The sequence below is a fragment of the Faucicola osloensis genome (genome assembly GCF_020041925.1).
Classification (GTDB): Bacteria; Pseudomonadota; Gammaproteobacteria; order Pseudomonadales; family Moraxellaceae; genus Faucicola; species Faucicola osloensis_D.
Genome location: NZ_CP083409.1, coordinates 2,164,092 through 2,182,715, shown reverse-complemented (window position 1 = coordinate 2,182,715; position 18,624 = coordinate 2,164,092). Strand labels below are relative to the sequence as shown.

Below are 18,624 nucleotides of genomic sequence, written 5' to 3'. Positions count from 1 at the left end.
TTATTCATAATCAACCCCCATAAATGCCAAATACTGACGGGCAACATTTTGCGGCAAAAAAGCTTCGTTAAATGGTACGTTAAACTGGCTAGGATGGCTCATTAATTGGTTGATTTTTTCAGTTAACGCAGGGATATCTGCCACTGCCACCAAATTCTGCGGTGTCAGAATCTCACTAGGTCCTGACGGACAATCGGTGCTAATCGCAGGCACGCCCAATGCCAATGACTCAGCCAATACCAATGCAAAGCCCTCAAAATGCGAGGATAACACAAACCCTGTGGCGTGCTTTAGCGATGGGTAAGGATTCTTTTGAAACCCAGTTAAAATCACCTTATCTTGCAAGTTTAACGCGATAATTTTTTGCTCAATTTGCGCTTGTAGACTACCCTTACCCACCAATACCAAGGGCAATGTCTGTGCCGAATTGGCATAGGCTTGCAATAAAATTTCATGCCCTTTTTGCGCTTTAAAACTGCCCACATGAATAAGATAGCCCTGTCGGGTAATAACGGGTAAATCTGGGCTAGCTGCCTCAGCTAACACACGGATTTTATCACGGTCGATGGGGTTATAAATCGTGGTGGTTTTGGTCGGCTCGCCAAATTGATGGACAAAATCTTGCTCCACCCCAGTACTCACACAAATAGCAGGGTATTTAGTATAAATCCGTTGAAAGTGAGAAAGCTGCTTGGGCGGCAAGGTGGTAAGTTTTAATTTTTCACTCAGTTGATTATGGATGACATACGCCACCTTTTTTTGCCTTGAATAATAAAATACCTCATGTTCGCGGTACAAGTTCACGAATATTGCCACAGGCTGACCAATATGTTTATTGATATAGCCATCAACCGCGCGAGCAAAAAAGAAATACCGAATTTTACCTTTCGGCAAGCGTCGATAATTGCGAAAAGGAATAAGATGATAGATTAAATTTTCGCTTAATGTATGTTCGACAATCGGGTCAAATCGGACAATATGCACCTCAAAACCCATCTGGTAAAAGGCTTCCCCCAAGGTCAAAACAAATTTTTCTGCCCCACCGCCTTGCAGTGAATTAATCACTAATACGATTTTTTGTGACTGAACCAATGCCATTTAATACTCTATGAACTATTTAAACCAACGACTAAATAAAGAAGGTTTTTTCGCAGGACGAGTGACCGCATTACCTCTGTAACCTTTTTTATAAGTTCTTTTTGGAAACTCACCAAACGGCGTAGTGCGATAGTTTTCAATACTATAGCCCGCTTGTATCGCCTCTTGATAATAGGTATCGAAAAGCTCAACCAAATCTTGACGCGGGTGCGGCAAAATCTGCCCATCAAACCAATGCGTTTTGCCCTCGGCTTGTAAGCGCGGTAAGGAATATTTATGGCTAAACTGCGTTCCCATGTCCGAATAATGCAAAATCCGAATATCCTCAATCGCTAAATCTTCGCCATCCACACAATTAAAGCTGTCTTGGTAGAGCTGTATGAGTTGCGGATTGGCTTTAAATTTTGCCATCATTTTGCTATGGCTTTCAGGATCGGCTTGTAGCTGTGCCACAGGCTGAAGATAATCCTTGGCTTTTTGGCAATCCCATACGCAGGTGCACAGTCGCATCAAATCGCCATCGCCTTTAGCCGCAAGGATCGCCTCATCAGATATCGGATGCTGCCACAATTTAGCGATATCGTCCAACACCACCATATCGGCATCCATATAAATCGCCCGTCCGCTAAAGCCACAATATTCGGGGATTGCCCAACGAAAGCCCGAAAACGGGGTCGCCCATTTTTCGGTATGCCAGCCCTCGCCTGTTTGCGGATTGGAATACCATACGCTGCTTGGGTCACGGCTTAACTGCATCCAGATAATCTCGACAGGCTCGCTGGTATGTTTGTGCAAGCTATAATCTAGCACCATCATCTGCTCAAGGTCACTGTTATTAGGGTCACAGCCGATAAATATTTTGATAGGTTGGTCTAAGTTCGCCATAGTTTATCCTCTATTCTCGCCAATGCGTTGCCACCCAATCAGTTGGCAAAATAAAATGGCGTAAATGTGAAATCGGTTTTTTGATTTTTTCAGCGGTGAATAATTGCCCTAAATGTTCTTTAGCATTATCAGCAGAATTTTTGTTGTATTGTCCTGCAATCGCATTTTGCGGATACAAATCCCCCGGGAAAATAATAATGCGTGCATCATGAGGCAGTTTTGGTGGGATAAAATAATTTAGCGGAAATGGCTGACGGCATTTGCGGCGAAAATGCACCACCCACTCTTTTGGAAAAAGCTTAACCCCGCCTGGTGCATTGCGAGTGACAAAACGCTGCTCAAAGCGATATTTATCCGCCACGCCTTGTGGATCGGCACGAAATTTTTCTAGCAGACTAACCAAACTACCGACTTTGAAGCGAAAACATGAGGTTTGACCTAGCTTCTCTAAGGGGTTACTTGGGTTATAAGATAAAACCGTCTGATCGTCATCGCCAAAACTAAAAAAATCATCAAGGCTACCCACCACAACCACATCAAGATCTAAAAACAATACCGTTCCTGTGACATTGCCAAGCTGTGCATTCCAAAGCCGTGACTTAGGCCATTTACCAAGGGTGTTGGTAGGCATCACAATATCACTGGGCGGCAAATCCTGACATTCTACTTCAGGACGAACGCCATCGGTATTGTCGGTAAAGCAGACAAAGCGAAACGGCGGGGTGATATTACGGCTTACCATTCCATAGAGTTTATTAACGTAATCTGCGCCATATTTGGTGCCCCATTTGATACAAATAATTTGTTTGAGCGGGGTGGTTGCACTCGATGTTGTCATGTCACTTCCAAAGTACCGATAATTTTTCAAAAAATAAGGATAGTCATTTTAACATAACTATCCTTTTATGTTCACTTATCTACTTATTTTCACTTATCTACAATTTTACCGATTATTCATCCACATAGCTGAGCCAATGCGCGTATTTATCATTTTTGCCTTGCACCACGTCAAAAAATAGACTTTGCAGTTTTTCGGTGATTTCACCACGCGCGCCGCAGCCAATGACGTGGTCATCATATTCACGAATTGGGGTAATCTCAGCAGCAGTACCTGTCATAAAGATTTCATCCGCGATATAAAATTCATCACGGGTGATTCTACGCTCATGCACTTTGATGCCCAAGTCCTGTGCAAACTGTATCACCGTACGACGGGTAATGCCGTCCAATGCACCCCCTGACAAATCTGGTGTATGAAGCTCACCATCTTTAACCAAAAATAAGTTTTCCCCTGAGCCTTGACAAACATAGCCTTGGGTATCCATCAATACCGCTTCATCATAGCCATGACGGGTGACTTCTTGGTTTGACATGATAGATACTGGGTAGTTGCTGACGGCTTTGGCTTTACACATGGTGACGTTTGGATGGTGATGGGTAAAGCTTGAGGTTTTTACCCGGATACCTTTTGCCATGCCTTCTTCACCCAGATAAGCACCCCAAACCCAAGCGGCAACGATGGTATGAATGCTATTATCTTTGGCAGCGATACCCAATTTTTCAGAACCGACCCAAATCAATGGGCGTAGGTATGCCGATTCAAGGTTATTTTCACGTACCACGGCTTTTTGTGCTTGTAACACTTCTTCATACGAATAGGGTACAGCAAGCTGGAAAATTTTAGCTGAATTTAGCAGGCGCTGGGTATGGTCTTCTAGACGAAAAATCGCCGTGCGTCCATCATGGGTTTTGTAGGCTCGAACCCCCTCAAACACGCCCATCCCGTAGTGCAGTGTGTGGGTTAATACGTGGATTTTGGCATCACGCCAGTCTACCATGTTGCCATCCATCCAAATAAAACCATCACGGTCTGCCATGCTGGGAATTGTTGCCATTGATTACTCCTAGTTTTTTGTTTGAGATAAAAAATTTTTGTTTGAAATAAAAAGTACTTTGTTTGAAATAAAAATTGATGTTACATCTATTCTGGACGCTGCCCGATTAAACGATGCCATTGCGCATCAACAAAATTGCGTAGTTCATGCCACTGGGCTTCATCTACCAGTATCGGCTGCTCTGCCAAAGCCAACCGATGCGTCATACTGCGGATACGAAGATAAGCGTGCGTTAGCTGTTGGCATATTTCGGTTTCGATAATACCTGTTTTGGCAAGCGCTTCAAAGATACGCACATTGTCACTCCAAACTGCCAACGCAGGATAACTATTGGCATACGCCAAGACAGCAAACTGGGCAATAAACTCAATATCAACTAATCCGCCTGCATCTTGTTTCAGATGAAACAACCCTTGCTGCTTGGTATGCGGTTTGCTGCCCAAATGGTCTTGCATCTTATGCCGCATGGTGGATACTTCGATACGGACACTGTCTTTATCACGCGGCAGACACAATACTTCCTTACGAATCTGGTCAAATCGCGTCATCACCCGGTTATCACCGCAAATGGCACGTGCGCGAACCAACGCTTGGTGTTCCCACGCCCAAGCTTTGTGCATTTGGTAAAGTTCAAACGCATGGGTAGACACCACCATCATACCTGCTTGACCCGAAGGACGCAGGCGCATGTCAATCTCATAGACACGGCCATCGCGCGTTTGGGTGGTCAAATAATTCATCAGTTTTTGGGCAAGGCGGGCGGCAAACTTCATACCGCTGATGGGTTTTTCACCGAGCGTCATCGCTTCTTCATCAATATCATGAATAAACACAAGATCAAGATCTGAGCTATAACTCATTTCAAGCCCGCCAAGCTTACCATAACCGATAATTGCAAAGCCATTATGCGCTTCACTCACAGGCTCGCCTTGGGCATTGACAGGATAGCCATGTTTTTTTACCAATTCACCAAATACCCGTTGCAACGCTTTTTCAAGCACCACTTCAGCGATAAAGGTGAGCGAATCAGAGACTTTCATCAACGGTCTATCCGCCAACACATCACTCGCCGCCACTGCCAAGACTTGGGTTTTTTTGAAAAAACGAAAGGCGTTGAGTAGCCCTTCTTCATCATTAGGTTCTACCCGTAACAACTGCTGACGCAGGATGTCACTGAGTTCTGCCTTATCAGGTAAATGACGGTATTTTTCACGGATAAATGAATCTAGCAAAACAGGATAACTTACCAATTCGCTCGCAATCCAAGGGCTTGCTGCCAACATGGGAATCAATTTGGCGGCTGCCGTTGGGTTTTCGGCAAACATGACCAAATAAATTGACCGACGACTTACCGCCTCTAGCAGTGTCAACATTCTAGGTAACGCCACGTTGATTGCATCTTCGCTTAAATCAGAATGTAACAACCCATTGATTAGAATCGGATAAGCGGCATTTAGGCGAGTCTTGGCTTCTTCACTGAGCCCTGTGATGAGCTTACTTTGCCAAAACTGGCTTAATTTATCTTTATTGTCAGCGCTTAATTTTTGCTCAAGTTCAGATAAATTGTGCTGATGATCCACTTGTAGTTGTTCATCAGACTGTTGGCGATCACTGACCAGCTCGTCAAAAGGTATTTTTACCGTTTGGCGGTATTCATTGAGTTTGGCTAACAATGCCGTCCAATCGGCAAACCCCAATACTTGGGCAAGCTGATGTCGCTGTTTGGCATCTTGGGGTAGTCGCTGGGTTTGTTCATCATTGATGGCTTGGATACCATGCTCCAATCTGCGTAAAAAACGATAGGCTTGTGCCAATTGCTCATGGGTCACAGCATCGATAAAGCCATGTTTTTCCAGTTGGCTCATCGCTTGTAGGCAGTTTTTTACTCTGATATCACTGACACGCCCGCCATAAATCAACTGAAACGACTGCACGATAAACTCAATATCACGGATACCACCTGCCCCAAGCTTGACATTGTCGGTATCTTGACGTTGTTCGACTTGGTTTTGAATCAGCGATTTCATCTCACGTAGGGCGGCAAAGGCACTATAATCGACATAATAACGAAATACAAACGGCTTGATAAGGGCTTCTAAGCTATCGCTAAAGGTGACAGGATTGACGATTCTGGCTTTTAGCCAAGCAAATCGCTCCCATGCCCGTCCGTGTTGGGCAAAATATTTTTCCAGTGCCGATAAATGAATTGCCAAGTCACTGCCATCGCCCCAAGGACGCAGGCGCATATCAATGCGAAATACAAAACCATCTTGGGTGTTTTTATCAAGCAGATTGATGATACCTTGACCCCATTTGGTAAAAAATTTCTTGTTGTCGATGGATTTAGCAGCTTTTAACCCTGATTGTTTTAACGGGTCAACCACCGTCTCACCTTGCCCCTGATGGACAAAAATCAAATCAATATCGCTTGATAAGTTGAGCTCTTCTGCCCCCATTTTACCCATGGCGATGATGGCTAAATCATCCTTGTGTGGTTTATTTTTTTCATCAAAAAAATACGGCTCGCCATAGCGCCTGATTAAATCTTGATACACATAGTCTTTGGCAAAAATGAGACAATAATCGGCAAATTTTGACAACTCCCATGTCAGCTGCTCTAGACTAATCAGATTTAATGCATCTTGCCAAATCCAGCGCATCATCAACAAATTACGTAGATGACGCAGCCCCCGCATCACGCTTGCTTCATCCGCCAATTGGTAATCTTCATCCAGCGTATAATCGCGTATTAAATCTTTGATATGTTGGACATCAAGCGTTTGGGTAAGCGGATAGCTTTTTAAAAAGCTTTGTGCAACGTTTGTTTTAGTCTGCCAATACTGATAGCCAAAATTACTAGCTTGCTGTAATACAGCGATTTGTTCTATCGTCGGTAAGAGTTGTGGCATTCTAATTTCCGTGTGGCAAATAAATAAACAGACTAAATAAACAGACCCAGCTCATCGTGGTATATATAAGTACTAAGCATTTACGCTTGCGTATCGATACAATCAAGTTTGTACAACCAAGCCAAGTTTGTACCATCAAGCGGGAGATTTTGCAATTAGCCTTGCTTAAGTGCGGTTGATACAGAGTATTTTGCTCAACCTTACACTGCTTAAAAGTTATCCTTATAGCCTAGCACAAACCGCTATTGTTGCAAATTTTTTTAGCACACAAACCTATAAATACTCGTTTGCACGTAGCAAAATGTTTGTAATAAAAATAAAAACGTAAAAAATATTGGTAGTTATCAAATTTTCATATATGATGAAAAAAAACAAGGAAGTAAAAGTCAATAACTTTATGTGAATATTCGGTCTATAGTTTTTTTGTGACCCTGATATCAATCGCGTGTGACTGATTTTTTAGCCGCATGTTCAATTGTAAAAAAACCAACATATTTATCTTATAAAATATCCTAATCATTGAATTTTTTTATTACGACCAACAATCACAACCAACAAGGAGCGTACTGTGATGACAACGGACAACCCAACTGCAAATAAAAAAATTGCCCTCGTAACAGGTGCGCTAGGTGGTATTGGCACCGCTATTTGTCATGCGCTAATCCAAGCTGGCTATCACATCATTGCAACTTACACCCCTAAAGCGGATAGCACGGTCAACCGCGGCGAAGCTTGGTTAGAAGAAGAAGGCTTGAATGCCAGCGATTTCACCTTTGTTGAGACCAATCTCACTGACCATGAAGCCGCCACCAAAGCCATTGTTGATGCAATTGAAAAAGCAGGTCACATTGATGTGTTGGTAAATAACGCAGGTATCACCCGTGATACGACTTTCAAAAAAATGACTTATGAGCAATGGTCAGAGGTGATTGATACCAACTTAAAATCACTATTCACGGTCACCCAACCCGTATTTAACAAAATGCTTGAGCAAAAATCTGGGCGCATTGTGAGTATCAGTTCAATTAATGGCTTAAAAGGTCAGTTTGGTCAAACCAACTACTCAGCCACCAAGGCAGGTATCATCGGCTTTAGTAAAGCGTTGGCACAAGAAGGCGCTAAATCCGGGGTGACCGTTAACGTGGTTGCACCCGGTTATACGGGTACTAAAATGGTGATGGCAGTGCCTGAAAAAGTAATGGAAAGCATCAAAGCAGGCATCCCAATGGGTCGTATCGCTCAACCTGAAGAGATTGCCGCTGCCGTGGTGTATTTGGTCAGCGATGGCGCTGCTTATATCACAGGTGAAACCATCAACGTAAATGGCGGTCAATACATGCACTAATGAGCCTGCCATCATCGGTTATGAACTAAAAAAGACCAGTCATCGTGACTTGGTCTTTTTTTTTATGTGACAACATTGCTGATAACCGTTAACTTAATGGTAACTTACTTGGCTGTTAATTTTTTTACGCCATCTGCCGTTGCCATCAGTAAGATATCCGCGTGCTGTGCAGTAAATAACCCATTACACACTACCCCAACGATATTGTTTAACTTTGCTTCAAACGCTGCTACCTTCTCAATGTCCAAGCCGATATCTAAGCCATAAACATCCAAAATCAAATTGCCATAATCGGTGACAAATCCTTCACGGTAGACCGGCTCACCGCCAAGCTGTACTAACTCACGCGCCACATACGAGCGCGCTTGCGGCAATACTTCAATCGGTAGTGGAAAGCCAACGCCTAATTGCTGCACCCATTTGCTTTCATCCACCATGCAAATAAACTGCTTAGAAGCAGCGGCAACAATTTTTTCACGGGTTAAAGCGCCGCCACCGCCTTTGACTAGCTGTAAGTGCTCGTTTACTTCATCGGCACCATCAATATATAAGTCTAACTCACCCGTGAAATTTAAATCCATCACCTCAATACCGAGGGCTTTGAGCTTATCTTCGGTGACCTTTGAGCTTGCCACAGCGCCCTTTAGGTTAACTTTTGGCAATAATTCAATGAGGCAGTTGACGGTACTGCCCGTCCCCACGCCCAAAATCATGCCTGATTCGATATATTTTAACGCGTCTGCTGCCACGGCTTGTTTTTGTTGTTGTTGCGTGCTTGCATTCATCGTACTCATAGACCCAGCCTTGTTAGGAATTTATCAAAAAAACACATAGAAAACTTAATGCTATCAATTACCCAACTTATTTTACCGTAAAAGCACTTGCAAGCTAAACCCTAAAGTCCTAATCTAATCACTTATTTTTTACTTCTCTAACGATTTGCTTTGTTTTGGTTATAAAAGCACACAGAGCGTAAAAATAAATCTTCAAACGTATTTTTCAAACTTAGGTCATTATTATGTTATCAGATTGGGTACGCCTTATCCTTCAAGCGACCGTGTATGATGCTGCTATTCAAACGCCGCTTGAACCCGCCAAAAAACTCAGTGAACGGTTTAACAACGATATTCGTTTTAAACGTGAAGATTTTCAGCCAGTGTTTTCTTTTAAGCTGCGGGGTGCCTACAATCGAATTAGCCAGTTAAGCGAAGTAGACAAAGCCAAAGGCGTGATTTGTGCCTCTGCCGGCAACCACGCGCAAGGCGTTGCCTTCTCTGCTAGCCGCTTGGGACTCAATAACATTATCGTGATGCCGACCACCACCCCCGACATCAAAGTCAGTGCCGTCAAGTCCTTGGGCGGTAATGTGGTGCTGTATGGCGATAGTTTTGATGAATCTAACCGCTATGCCATTGAACGCGCCCAAACCGATGGCTTGACCTTTATCCCGCCATATGACGATGAATTGGTCATCGCAGGTCAAGGTACCATTGCCATGGAGCTAGTACAACAATGGCGTAAAATGGAATATGTGTTTGTTGCCGTTGGTGGCGGTGGCTTAATCTCAGGCGTCGCGGCATTTTTGGGGGAAGTTGCACCGCATGTCAAAGTCGTGGCAGTCGAGCCAGAAGAAGCAGCCTGTTTAAAAATCGCGCTTGATACCGGTGAACGCAAGCGACTACCCCAAGTGGGGTTGTTCGTCGATGGGGTGGCAGTCGCGCAGCTGGGTGAAATACCGTTTGACGTCTGCCGTATGCCAAAAAGCGATAACTCAGGTCCCGTGGTCGAGCCTGATGTGGTCACTTGTAGCAATGACGAAGTGTGTGCGGCGATTAAAGACGTGTATGATGAAACCCGCACCATCGTTGAGCCTGCAGGGGCGTTGGCAGTCGCGGGTATGAAAAAATACATTGAGGCGCATAACCTACAAGGCAAAAACTGTGTGGCGATTTTATGTGGTGCCAACATGAATTTTGACCGGTTACGTTACATTGCTGAACGTACCGAAATTGGTGAGAAAAAAGAAGCGATTTTTGGGGTGACCATTCCTGAGCGCACAGGCGCTTTCTTGGATTTTTGCCGCTCACTCAAAGGTCGCAACATCACCGAATTTAATTACCGCATCAACACCAACCCCAACTACGCCCATCACGCTGCCAATATTTTTGTCGGTATCGCCCTCAAAGAAGGCGAAAAAGAGCGCAAAGCAATCCACCAGTTACTCAATGAAGCCGATGATGCTGCGATTGATTTGACCGATGATGAAGTCGCCAAGACCCATATTCGCTATTTAATCGGCGGACACGCGGGATTAAAAGACGAGCAACTATTTCGCATCGAATTTCCCGAGCGTCCTGGCGCGCTGCTTAACTTCCTTGAAAAATTGGGCTCACAGTTTAACATTTCTTTATTCCACTATCGCAATCATGGGGCGGCTGAAGGGCGTATCTTAGCGGGCATTCAAATGGGTGAACAAACCGCCGAGCAATTACTTGCCAAGCTGCAAGACATTGGCTATGAGTGCGAAAACCTCACCGATAATTTAGGTTATCGCTTATTTTTACAATAATTTTTAACGATTTGGATAAAAAAGGTGTCATCGTGGCGCCTTTTTTTGTGCCAAGTTTTTTATGCCAAGCTATGCACAAAATTCGCTAAATTTCAGCACGGTACATAGCAAAAATAGCCATTTTCTGCTAATCTCAATACTTAAAACTTGATAATTTACCTGATAGTTTCACTGATAACTTAATTAAAAAATTCTGCTATAAGACAACCACTATGTCATCAAAAAAACGTTTTTTAAAACTTGCGGGTATGACTGCCAGTATCGCAGGAAAAGCAGCTAAAAATTCTATTAAGTCTTTTGCAGGCTCTGAAGAAGATAAACTCACAGCCCGTAGCGAAATGCTGCAAACCGTAGGGCTGCAAATCGCCGACACCTTAGGCGAAATGAAAGGTGCGGTGATGAAAGTGGGTCAAATTGCCTCGCAGTATAAAGATGTGTTCCCGCCCGAAGTCTCAAAAGCGCTGGAGAAATTACAAAAAGACGCGCCGCCCATGCCGTTTGCCGTCATCAAACAGCAGGTTGAAAAAGAATTGGGGCAACCGATTGAAGCGTTGTTTGCCCAGTTTGATCAATCACCCTTTGCGGCAGCCTCTATCGGTCAAGTCCATAAAGCGGTGTTGCCAACCGGTGAAGCGGTCGTAGTCAAAGTGCAATACCCCGACATTGATACCAGTATCGATAGTGATTTAAAACACGTTCGCTTGGCGCTTAAGATAACTGGCGTACTCAATATGGATAAAACCTTGCAAGATAAAATTTTTGCAGAAATCCGTGATAGCCTGTATGACGAGCTTGACTACACCAAAGAAGCCCATAATTTGGCAATTTTTGGCAGTTTTCACAGCGATGATGATGGGCTGATTATCCCCAAAGTTTTTCATAGCCATTCGACCAAACGTATTTTAACCCTATCACAAGAACTGGGTGAAAAGCTCGAAGTGGCTGCGACTTGGGACAATGACATCAAACAAAAGATCGCCACTCGCTTATTTGATTTTAGTGCCGGTCAATTGTTCAAACTGTATCGTCTGCATTGTGACCCCCATCCAGGTAACTTTGCGTTTCGCCCCGACGGCTCAGTCATTGCCTATGACTTTGGTGGTATCAAATCTTACAGTCATGACGAAGTTGCGTTATTCAAACGCTTTGCCATTCATTGCCTGAGCGGCGATGTGACAGCGCTTGAGCAAGATTTGGTCAGCATTGGCATCAAAAAAGACAATGATGAACCACTGCCCACAAACTTTTATAACGATTGGTTGCAGATTGGTTTGACCCCGTATGGTTTTACGCAGTTGTTTGATTTATCCAAACATGCGCCTTATGACTTTGCCACCAGCCAAACCCATTTTCAAGCGATTGCCAAAGCAAAAGAGTCGCTTAAATACTGGCAAAGCTTTCAACCTGCCCCACTTACCATGATGCTTGATCGAACTATTTCTGGACAGTATTGGAACTTGGTCAATTTAAAGGTAACCATTGATTTAAGTGAGTTGATACACCGCTATATTGATTTGCCGACATTGCCACGACCTGACGACTTGCCTCGCCTTTAGATTTGATTTTAAGTTTCAATAACATTTCCTGCGATGACATAGGCGCAACCCCCTATCAAAAATCGGGGTTGCTCGTTTATAATAGCGCACGCAAAATTTTGAAAATCAGATTGTTACGTTAGATAGTTAGATAAAGGATACACTCATGGCCGGACATTCCAAGTGGGCAAACATCAAACACCGTAAAGCCAAACAAGATGCGGCAAAAGGTAAAGTCTTTACCAAAATCATTCGTGAGCTGGTCTCTGCTGCCAAACAAGGCGACCCAGACCCAGCAAGTAACCCACGTTTGCGTGCGGCGGTGGAAAAAGCCAACTCAGTTAATATGACCAAAGACACGGTAAAACGAGCGATTGAACGTGGTGCAGGCGGCGGTGACAATGACAACATGCAAGAAATCACCTATGAAGGCTATGGCTTGGGCGGTGTTGCGGTGATTGTCGAGACCATGACGGATAACCTCAACCGTACCGTTGGCGAAGTGCGTCACGCTTTTAGCAAAAATGGTGGCAACTTGGGTACATCAGGCTCAGTGGCTTATATGTTTAGCAAACGCGGTGAAATTACCTTTGATGATGTGTCGCTAGAAGACACCATCATGGAAGTGGCGCTTGAAGCAGGGGCAACCGATATTGAAAATAACGGTGATAGCATCACAGTGGTCACTGAGCCAGAGAACTTCGGTGAGGTGATGGATGCCTTAGAGAAAGCCGGTTTAAAATCCGACAACGCAGAAGTGACCATGTCTCCTTCAACCATGGCGGATGTCACTGATGTCGAAGATGCTAAAAAAATCATGAAAATGATTGATATGCTAGAAGATTTGGATGATGTACAAGAAGTCTATACCAACGTCAACTTTACTGATGAGGTCATGGAACAACTCGATGATTAAATGAAATTTTTCAGCATAAAAAAGGCTAAATGTAGATTTAGCCTTTTTTATTTAGCAATTTGTAGCAGTGTCGTGGTGGGGTATAAGGTTAAAAATACTCGATTAAACTCACTACCGTGATGCAAGGCTTCACTTGTGTCAAAAGTTAATACGCCCTTTTCTTGCTGTTCATTGGTATGAATCAATAACCAGACTTCATCCAACGCTCTTTTTTTGCGGTAAGCTTGGACTTTATGCGCTTTTTTGCTCATCACTGCATCAATATCACTTTGATTGACGTAGGAATCAATCGGTAAATCTTCGTTTTCATCTGCCATATCGGTAAAAAACGCACTGGGTAACCAACGCATGGTTTTGGCAATACCGTTTTGTAATTTACTACTGAGCGTAGCATGTGGCAAATCACTCGATGGCTCGATAAATTGCTGCGATATATTCGAAATATTACGATTATCAATCTTTTGCCAATTCGCCCAATTGGCTTTGGTACCTACTATCTCGCCCGCACCATTAAAACGCGTCGGTGTCAATTTGGTTGACACTTGTAGCAGCGACTGCCAGTACCAACGCTTTAACATTAAATTATCATTACTGAGTCCATCGCGTAGTCTTGGCAAAGTCGTTAATTCGATGCCAATGGTATATTCACCTTTGTCACAATAAAAAATACAGGTAAAATCTGGCTCATTACCATCATCCGTACCTGAGATGGTTTTGGCAGGATGCAAATGCAGCATGGCTAAAAAATGCACCAAATACACCCACTCGCGCTGGCGTTTGAGCTGATTTTGCGACATCCGTATGATGCTTGGCGAATTTTTTTTATTCCCTGTCATCCATTAATTACCTGTAGCTTATTCAATTTACCCAGCCTAAATGTTTCTTTGATTAAAATATATCAAAAAAATTTTACTTACTTCAACAGTTTAGCTTATCAACTCAATACGTCAAATGCATCACAATCATTTGGACAGTTTTAAAAGCTGTGTGTGTTTTTAGTAATTTACTTAATTATTATGACATTTAGCCTTGTATTTTAAGCTACTAACCTTATATAATTCACAGTTCATTTGGGGATGTTCTGGCTTCGACGCTGGTAATGAAACTCAATGATGCATGTCGAGTGAGTATGTCCACTCGTAAATAAAATATACATTTTAAACTAGTCGCAAACGACGAAACTTACGCTCTAGCAGCCTAAGGGCTGCTTGGGACGGCACAGATTGCCATTGGTCTGGTTGCTCTCCTTGAAGCGAACGCACGATGGATAGCTTAAATTGTTGTCTCGCCAATTTGAGCAAAACTTAAGAGGCTCGTGGTTGGCATCCTGACTGTCGGTTCGCCAACCATTAAAGCCATAGACAGAATCTAAACATGTAGAGTCATGGGCGTAGTGCTGGCGGACGCGGGTTCAACTCCCGCCATCTCCACCATATTATAAAAAAGAGAATGCAGATTACTGCATTCTCTTTTTTTTGCGTTTTTTATGTCTAATAAGCTACTCAAGATAGCATTTTTACATAAAATCAACAGGTTAGAAAAACTATCCGATAAAGTTACACAACTTATATGTTTAGCAAAATACATCTGATATTAAAGATTTTGTTTACAATAAAATGTTTGAAATAACATAACTTTGTAATTAGAATACACATCCCTTAAGTGATATTAAACAATATTACTTTGTTTTTAATATGTAAATCACGGGAAATGCCCCTTGATACCTTTAAGTAGTCAGATTATTGACTGCTTTAATTGATAAAAGGAACATCCGATGAAATATATCATTGCCAGTTTGTTTGTTACTACTTTAGTCACCCAGCAAGCCAATGCTGCTGTTGTTTCATGGTATGGTGGCAAGCATCATGGTCGTACCACGGCGTCTGGCGAGAAATTTAATCAACATGCACTGACTGCTGCCAGCAATGTGCACAAATTAGGTAGCCTACTTAAAGTCACCAACAAAGCCAATGGTAAAAGTGTGGTAGTACGAGTGACTGACACAGGCGGGTTCGGCAAATATGGCCGTACGCTAGATTTGTCAAAAGGTGCTTTTACCAAAATTGCTAATCCTTCAAATGGTCTTGTTAAAGTCGATATCGTTAGATTATAGCGTTATTTTTATTAATGTATTTTTGCCGTAAAAAAGGGCGCTATTAATTGATAGCGCCCTTAATGTTTTATCACTTAAGAAGTTTAATTCTCTAAAAAATGGGTATCATTCGACCATTGCTGCATTTTGATACTTTCATCCAAATATTGCTCGATAGCCGGCAAGTTAAACCCGTCGTTTTCACTGATAAAGCTTATACTCATGCCTTTATTGCCTGCCCTACCCGTGCGTCCGATACGATGAACGTAATCATCAGGACTGTCTGGCAAGGTGTAATTGACCACACAAGCCACATCATCCACATGAATACCTCGCCCTGCGACATCAGTCGCCACTAAAATATTGGCATCGCCTTGACGAAATTGTGCCAAATACTTCTCGCGTTTGGCTTGTATGACATCCCCTGACAATATCACTACTTTATATTGACGATTAAGTTTGTCATACAGGCGCTTGACTTGGTCTTTACGATTGGCAAAGACAATCATTTTCTTGGGAGAAATTTTTTCAATAATTTGCTGTAACGCCGCCAGTTTATCCGATTCCATCAAGGTGAAAAATAGCTGCTCGATGTTTTGACTGATTTTTTGCTCGGGCGCAATCTCTACAAAAATCGGCTGATATAACCAGCGATAAGCCAAATTCATCACATCTTGGTTAAAGGTAGCGGAGAAAAGCAGGGTTTGCCGATGCGTATTGGCGGGCATCATACGAATCAAACGTTTGATATCAGGTATAAATCCCATATCGAGCATTCTATCCGCTTCATCTAATACCAAAATTTCAAGACGATCGAGATACACATGGTGCTGAAAGCAAAAATCAATCAAACGACCTGGGGTGGCGATGATGATATCGACAAACTTTTGATGCAGCTGCTTTGACTGCGTCTCATAGTCTGTGCCACCGAGCAAACAAACAGTATGAAGTTTGGTAAACTTAGTAAGTTCAAGGCAATCTTGATAAATTTGTTGAGCCAGTTCTCGAGTCGGCGCGAGCACCAGCGCACGGGTTTCACCCAAAAAACGATCGCCATCAGCCTCAGGGTTTATAGGATTATTTAGCAATTCATTGATGATGGTGAGTAAAAACGTTGCTGTTTTACCTGTACCTGTTTGTGCCTGCCCAATGGCGTCTTGCCCAGCGAGTGTATTGGGCAATATCTGCGCTTGGATAGGGGTTAGCGTTTGATAGCCTAGTTGGTCAATCGCTTGCTTGAGCGCTGGATGAAGGGGTAATTGTGAAAAAGTTTGAAACACAGAGATTTAACCTATTTTGACCAATCAATCATTGGCTATGAGAAACAACAAAAACCAAGTTAATTACCTCAACTTGGTTTGGAAAAAGGTCAAAAATAACACTTCAACCCCTTTTTGGCTTAACTTATTCGACTTTGGTAACTTCTTCAGCTTGAAGACCTTTTTGACCTTCAACCACGATGAATTCAACTTTTTGACCATCTTGAAGTGAACGGTAGCCGTCACCTTGAATCGCGCGGAAATGAACGAAAATATCTTCACCGCTGTTACGCTGAATAAATCCAAAACCTTTTGAATCATTAAACCATTTTACAATGCCTTGTTCACGAACTGACATATTATAACTTCCTTTAACACTATTAATAGTAGGTTTTTAAAGTAGTTTTTTAACCAAGGCTAGTTAAGCCTAGGTAAGTTTAGCTACTCGCTACCTACACCTGCTAAATAATGTACTAGTTAAGCTTTTGTAATAGTTTGTTAAAACATTTCTCTACAATGTCGCTTACATAGTAAATTGTTCTTATAGCAATCATAGCATGGGTTTTTTACAAAAAAAAGTAATTTCGTAAGAATTGGTTATTTTTTTAAACAGCGATTTTTTAGCCCTATTTAACGGTTTACGATAATAAAACTACAGGGTTTGCTACTAAAATTGCCAACTATTTTAGCGTCGGTTTTCACACATTGTATGGGCTTATCTTTAGCATTTATCTCATCGACGCCAATGAGTTGATTGATAACTTCCTCGCCCAATTCATCTAGCACATTATGCTTTAATTCTTTGATTAATTGTTTGTCGGCATTTTGATGGGTTTTGATGGCACATTCTTTAAGTCGCCATAGTAAGTTTCGTAAAACTGCCTGATTGACTGCAGGTTTTTGATTTAACCATTGGTATTCATGGGGTGAAAAAAAGCGCGAAGCAACGTGATGACTAATTGCGCTGTCTTCGACATCAATGCCGATATTTGTATAGGGCGAAATCAATACTGCAGCATGTTGGCGGCTATGGCTAAAACTGACATACCAAGTGTAACCATCAGCGGTTATAAAATGATAAGGAAAGTTTGTATCCATTAACTCGCCTGTCACATTGAGCGCTTGCTGTAGCTTTTTTAGCAATTGACGACAATACATTGACCCTGTTTTATGGGTTGACGCTGCTTTATTGATTGACCCTGCTTTATGGGTTAACCTTATTTTATTGCTTGATAGCGTAGCCTGTTCACTCAAATTATGATGAATATCAATAGCCACCCAGCTATGGTGTTCGATTGGGTAAAACTGCATCGGTTATGGTAGGGCCTTATGATATAAGCAAATTTAATCACGCCTTAAAGTATTTTTTTATACCAAGGTTGATTGGCTTTCTTCTTTTGTGCTTGTGCAATCGCCTTACGTTTTTTTTGGTACAGTACATTATTACTGATGAGAGTGATAGCGCGAGTGTCTTGCGCGATGACTTCCCCTAAGACGTTTTCAACGCCTACGGTAATGGTATAAGGGTTAGGATCGAGCGTGGTAGTAGCGATAGTATAGCTAGTGTCTTTTATAGTCGCTAAAGTTTGGTTATTAAGTTGATAGACGATTCTATCCCCTGTTTTTAAACTCGGTGTCAAGGCAACATTAATCTCAATTGGTTGACTACCACGTCGCAGCGTTTGTCCTGCTTCAGGCGATACAATTCTTAATACATAATCCCCTTGCTGGCTTGCTGAGATGGATTGGGTCGATAAGCGACCAGTTAAGCTATCACCTAATCTATCAGGCAGGCGACTGTCAGCAGCCGTACTCGCTGCGTTATCAACTTGATTGTTCAAGCTAGTGGATGTTGTCGCCGGTTGAGTCGTCGTCGAAGATACCTGTGATTGGGTGGGTAATTTATCTAATACGCTGATAGTCTTGCTGTTTTTATTGTATTGATAAGCGGTATTGATATTATCGGTATATACCACTTGCCCCTCTGAGGTTGTCGTCTTATACACTTCAGCATGACTTAACTGTGACAACAATAACCCCATAGCCGTGAGTATAAAGCTATACCGCAAACTACTATTATTATCGCTATTGTATTTTGTCAAAATCATATAAGTCCTCCCC

16 protein-coding genes and 1 other RNA gene are annotated in these 18,624 nt (G+C 42.6%); 6 read left to right on the top strand and 11 right to left on the bottom strand.

Features of this window, described 5'->3' with window-relative positions; genetic code table 11:
* The 5 genes from LAJ61_RS09680 to glnE form a co-directional block, all read right to left on the bottom strand.
* Positions 1–1,098 carry a glycosyltransferase gene (locus LAJ61_RS09680; RefSeq protein WP_224053735.1) on the bottom strand — a complete coding sequence of 366 codons (1,098 nt, stop codon included), beginning with the start codon at positions 1,096–1,098 and terminating at the stop codon, positions 1–3.
* A gap of 15 nt (positions 1,099–1,113) precedes the next feature.
* Complete coding sequence (locus tag LAJ61_RS09675) at positions 1,114–1,983, bottom strand: glycosyltransferase (RefSeq protein ID WP_224053734.1); 870 nt, start codon at positions 1,981–1,983, stop codon at positions 1,114–1,116.
* Between the two features lie 10 nt (positions 1,984–1,993).
* A complete protein-coding gene (locus tag LAJ61_RS09670) occupies positions 1,994–2,821 on the bottom strand; it encodes a glycosyl transferase (RefSeq protein WP_224053733.1) in 828 nt (275 codons plus the stop codon).
* Positions 2,822–2,933: 112 nt separating this feature from the next.
* A complete protein-coding gene (locus LAJ61_RS09665) occupies positions 2,934–3,878 on the bottom strand; it encodes a branched-chain amino acid transaminase (RefSeq protein ID WP_007116868.1) in 945 nt (314 codons plus the stop codon).
* Between the two features lie 86 nt (positions 3,879–3,964).
* Positions 3,965–6,787, bottom strand: a complete 2,823-nt coding sequence (glnE, locus tag LAJ61_RS09660; protein WP_224053732.1) for a bifunctional [glutamate--ammonia ligase]-adenylyl-L-tyrosine phosphorylase/[glutamate--ammonia-ligase] adenylyltransferase — start codon at positions 6,785–6,787, stop codon at positions 3,965–3,967.
* A gap of 571 nt (positions 6,788–7,358) precedes the next feature.
* Between glnE and phbB the strand changes: the two genes are divergently transcribed.
* Positions 7,359–8,132, top strand: a complete 774-nt coding sequence (phbB, locus tag LAJ61_RS09655; protein WP_224053731.1) for an acetoacetyl-CoA reductase — start codon at positions 7,359–7,361, stop codon at positions 8,130–8,132.
* Positions 8,133–8,236: 104 nt separating this feature from the next.
* On the opposite strand, the gene rpiA is transcribed toward phbB, so the two are convergent.
* Positions 8,237–8,926: a ribose-5-phosphate isomerase RpiA gene (gene rpiA / locus LAJ61_RS09650; RefSeq protein WP_224053730.1), complete on the bottom strand. Its 690-nt coding sequence runs from the start codon at positions 8,924–8,926 to the stop codon at positions 8,237–8,239.
* Between the two features lie 224 nt (positions 8,927–9,150).
* Between rpiA and ilvA the strand changes: the two genes are divergently transcribed.
* The 3 genes from ilvA to LAJ61_RS09635 all read left to right on the top strand — a co-directional run bounded on the left by ilvA (position 9,151) and on the right by LAJ61_RS09635 (position 13,152).
* The gene (gene ilvA / locus LAJ61_RS09645; protein ID WP_224053729.1) at positions 9,151–10,701 is read left to right on the top strand and encodes a threonine ammonia-lyase, biosynthetic; all 1,551 of its coding nucleotides are present in this window, start codon (positions 9,151–9,153) and stop codon (positions 10,699–10,701) included.
* A 212-nt stretch (positions 10,702–10,913) separates the two neighbouring features.
* On the top strand, positions 10,914–12,257 hold the full coding sequence (locus LAJ61_RS09640) for an ABC1 kinase family protein (RefSeq protein ID WP_224053728.1): 1,344 nt from the start codon (positions 10,914–10,916) through the stop codon (positions 12,255–12,257).
* Positions 12,258–12,402: 145 nt separating this feature from the next.
* Positions 12,403–13,152, top strand: a complete 750-nt coding sequence (locus LAJ61_RS09635; RefSeq protein ID WP_160002003.1) for a YebC/PmpR family DNA-binding transcriptional regulator — start codon at positions 12,403–12,405, stop codon at positions 13,150–13,152.
* Positions 13,153–13,199: 47 nt separating this feature from the next.
* Here the strand turns inward: LAJ61_RS09635 and LAJ61_RS09630 are convergent, their stop codons facing one another.
* Entirely contained in the window at positions 13,200–13,949 is a 750-nt protein-coding gene (locus LAJ61_RS09630; protein ID WP_224053727.1) for a hypothetical protein, read from the bottom strand.
* A gap of 275 nt (positions 13,950–14,224) precedes the next feature.
* On the opposite strand from LAJ61_RS09630, the gene ssrA reads away from it, so the two are divergent.
* Positions 14,225–14,585: a transfer-messenger RNA gene (gene ssrA / locus LAJ61_RS09625) on the top strand.
* A gap of 341 nt (positions 14,586–14,926) precedes the next feature.
* A complete protein-coding gene (locus tag LAJ61_RS09620; RefSeq protein ID WP_159374530.1) occupies positions 14,927–15,265 on the top strand; it encodes a septal ring lytic transglycosylase RlpA family protein in 339 nt (112 codons plus the stop codon).
* An 83-nt stretch (positions 15,266–15,348) separates the two neighbouring features.
* On the opposite strand, the gene LAJ61_RS09615 is transcribed toward LAJ61_RS09620, so the two are convergent.
* From LAJ61_RS09615 to LAJ61_RS09600, 4 genes are all read right to left on the bottom strand, one after another.
* Positions 15,349–16,530, bottom strand: a complete 1,182-nt coding sequence (locus LAJ61_RS09615) for a DEAD/DEAH box helicase (protein WP_224054852.1) — start codon at positions 16,528–16,530, stop codon at positions 15,349–15,351.
* Between the two features lie 118 nt (positions 16,531–16,648).
* Entirely contained in the window at positions 16,649–16,861 is a 213-nt protein-coding gene (locus LAJ61_RS09610; RefSeq protein WP_007116878.1) for a cold shock domain-containing protein, read from the bottom strand.
* Positions 16,862–17,133: 272 nt separating this feature from the next.
* Entirely contained in the window at positions 17,134–17,814 is a 681-nt protein-coding gene (locus LAJ61_RS09605; protein WP_224053726.1) for a 4'-phosphopantetheinyl transferase family protein, read from the bottom strand.
* A 44-nt stretch (positions 17,815–17,858) separates the two neighbouring features.
* Complete coding sequence (locus tag LAJ61_RS09600) at positions 17,859–18,611, bottom strand: DUF4124 domain-containing protein (protein WP_224053725.1); 753 nt, start codon at positions 18,609–18,611, stop codon at positions 17,859–17,861.
* Positions 18,612–18,624 lie beyond the last annotated feature (13 nt).

Coding starts and splice junctions, on each gene's coding strand:
- LAJ61_RS09680 (WP_224053735.1), bottom strand. CDS start 1,098: ATGGCATTGGTTCAGTCACAAAAAATCGTATTAGTGATTAATTCACTG.
- LAJ61_RS09675 (WP_224053734.1), bottom strand. CDS start 1,983: ATGGCGAACTTAGACCAACCTATCAAAATATTTATCGGCTGTGACCCT.
- LAJ61_RS09670 (WP_224053733.1), bottom strand. CDS start 2,821: ATGACAACATCGAGTGCAACCACCCCGCTCAAACAAATTATTTGTATC.
- LAJ61_RS09665 (WP_007116868.1), bottom strand. CDS start 3,878: ATGGCAACAATTCCCAGCATGGCAGACCGTGATGGTTTTATTTGGATG.
- glnE (WP_224053732.1), bottom strand. CDS start 6,787: ATGCCACAACTCTTACCGACGATAGAACAAATCGCTGTATTACAGCAA.
- phbB (WP_224053731.1), top strand. CDS start 7,359: ATGACAACGGACAACCCAACTGCAAATAAAAAAATTGCCCTCGTAACA.
- rpiA (WP_224053730.1), bottom strand. CDS start 8,926: ATGAGTACGATGAATGCAAGCACGCAACAACAACAAAAACAAGCCGTG.
- ilvA (WP_224053729.1), top strand. CDS start 9,151: ATGTTATCAGATTGGGTACGCCTTATCCTTCAAGCGACCGTGTATGAT.
- LAJ61_RS09640 (WP_224053728.1), top strand. CDS start 10,914: ATGTCATCAAAAAAACGTTTTTTAAAACTTGCGGGTATGACTGCCAGT.
- LAJ61_RS09635 (WP_160002003.1), top strand. CDS start 12,403: ATGGCCGGACATTCCAAGTGGGCAAACATCAAACACCGTAAAGCCAAA.
- LAJ61_RS09630 (WP_224053727.1), bottom strand. CDS start 13,949: ATGTCGCAAAATCAGCTCAAACGCCAGCGCGAGTGGGTGTATTTGGTG.
- LAJ61_RS09620 (WP_159374530.1), top strand. CDS start 14,927: ATGAAATATATCATTGCCAGTTTGTTTGTTACTACTTTAGTCACCCAG.
- LAJ61_RS09610 (WP_007116878.1), bottom strand. CDS start 16,861: ATGTCAGTTCGTGAACAAGGCATTGTAAAATGGTTTAATGATTCAAAA.
- LAJ61_RS09605 (WP_224053726.1), bottom strand. CDS start 17,814: ATGCAGTTTTACCCAATCGAACACCATAGCTGGGTGGCTATTGATATT.
- LAJ61_RS09600 (WP_224053725.1), bottom strand. CDS start 18,611: ATGATTTTGACAAAATACAATAGCGATAATAATAGTAGTTTGCGGTAT.